This is a genomic window from Cognatundibacterium luofuense (genome assembly GCF_018139685.1).
GTDB lineage: Bacteria > Pseudomonadota > Gammaproteobacteria > Burkholderiales > Burkholderiaceae_D > Undibacterium > Undibacterium luofuense.
Genome location: NZ_JAGSPN010000076.1, coordinates 1 through 576 on the forward strand (window position 1 = coordinate 1; position 576 = coordinate 576).

1 protein-coding gene and 1 pseudogene are annotated in these 576 nt (G+C 55.9%); one reads left to right on the forward strand and one right to left on the reverse strand.

What is annotated here, in order from left to right:
- On the forward strand, window positions 1-274 hold a 274-nt coding region (locus tag KDM89_RS19390), incomplete at its 5' end, for a hypothetical protein (protein ID WP_212689545.1).
- Here KDM89_RS19390 and KDM89_RS19395 read toward each other — a convergent pair.
- Window positions 261-576: pseudogene (locus tag KDM89_RS19395) on the reverse strand (chromate transporter); the annotation flags it as partial. The gene KDM89_RS19390 and the pseudogene KDM89_RS19395 sit on opposite strands and share 14 nt — an antisense overlap.

Here is a 576-nt window from a genome sequence, read left to right on the forward strand (position 1 = left end):
GTTCGGCAGCCCCAGCAACAAAGTCAGAAAACCAAACGAAACTAAAGCCGAGTACCAGGCCAGCTTGTTCCCGCCCAAGTATGACAAAATCATGCTGGCCGGCGCCATCCCAGATGGACTCAAACTGGCACAAGCCAGCTTGCCGGTGCTACCCGTCGCACAAGACACAGCAGAAACTGAAGACATTCAGCTCACACCTGCTGTAAAAGCCAAAGCCCAGGAACTCAACAACAACCCGGTACAAATCTATAACTGGGTCAGAAGCCGGTTGTGATGACGACGGGACCCGGCGTGATCATCGCTACTGCCACTGCGTCAACGAATTGCTTGTCGGTGAGCCAGTGATGCTCAGTGACGACACCACCGTATAGGAAGGGCACCACGGCCAGGCCTGAGCCGAACACAAAGGCGCCGGCTTTGGTGAAGAACAGTAATATCTGCAACAACAGATTGGCGTCGTTCCCCATCCACCCCAACAACGGCAAGGGCACCAGACCCAAATTGGTAGAGCCGAAGCGCGGCTTGGTGCGCACTAACCAGACCAGTGCACCGGCGGCGATGAACAGCCAGGCAATC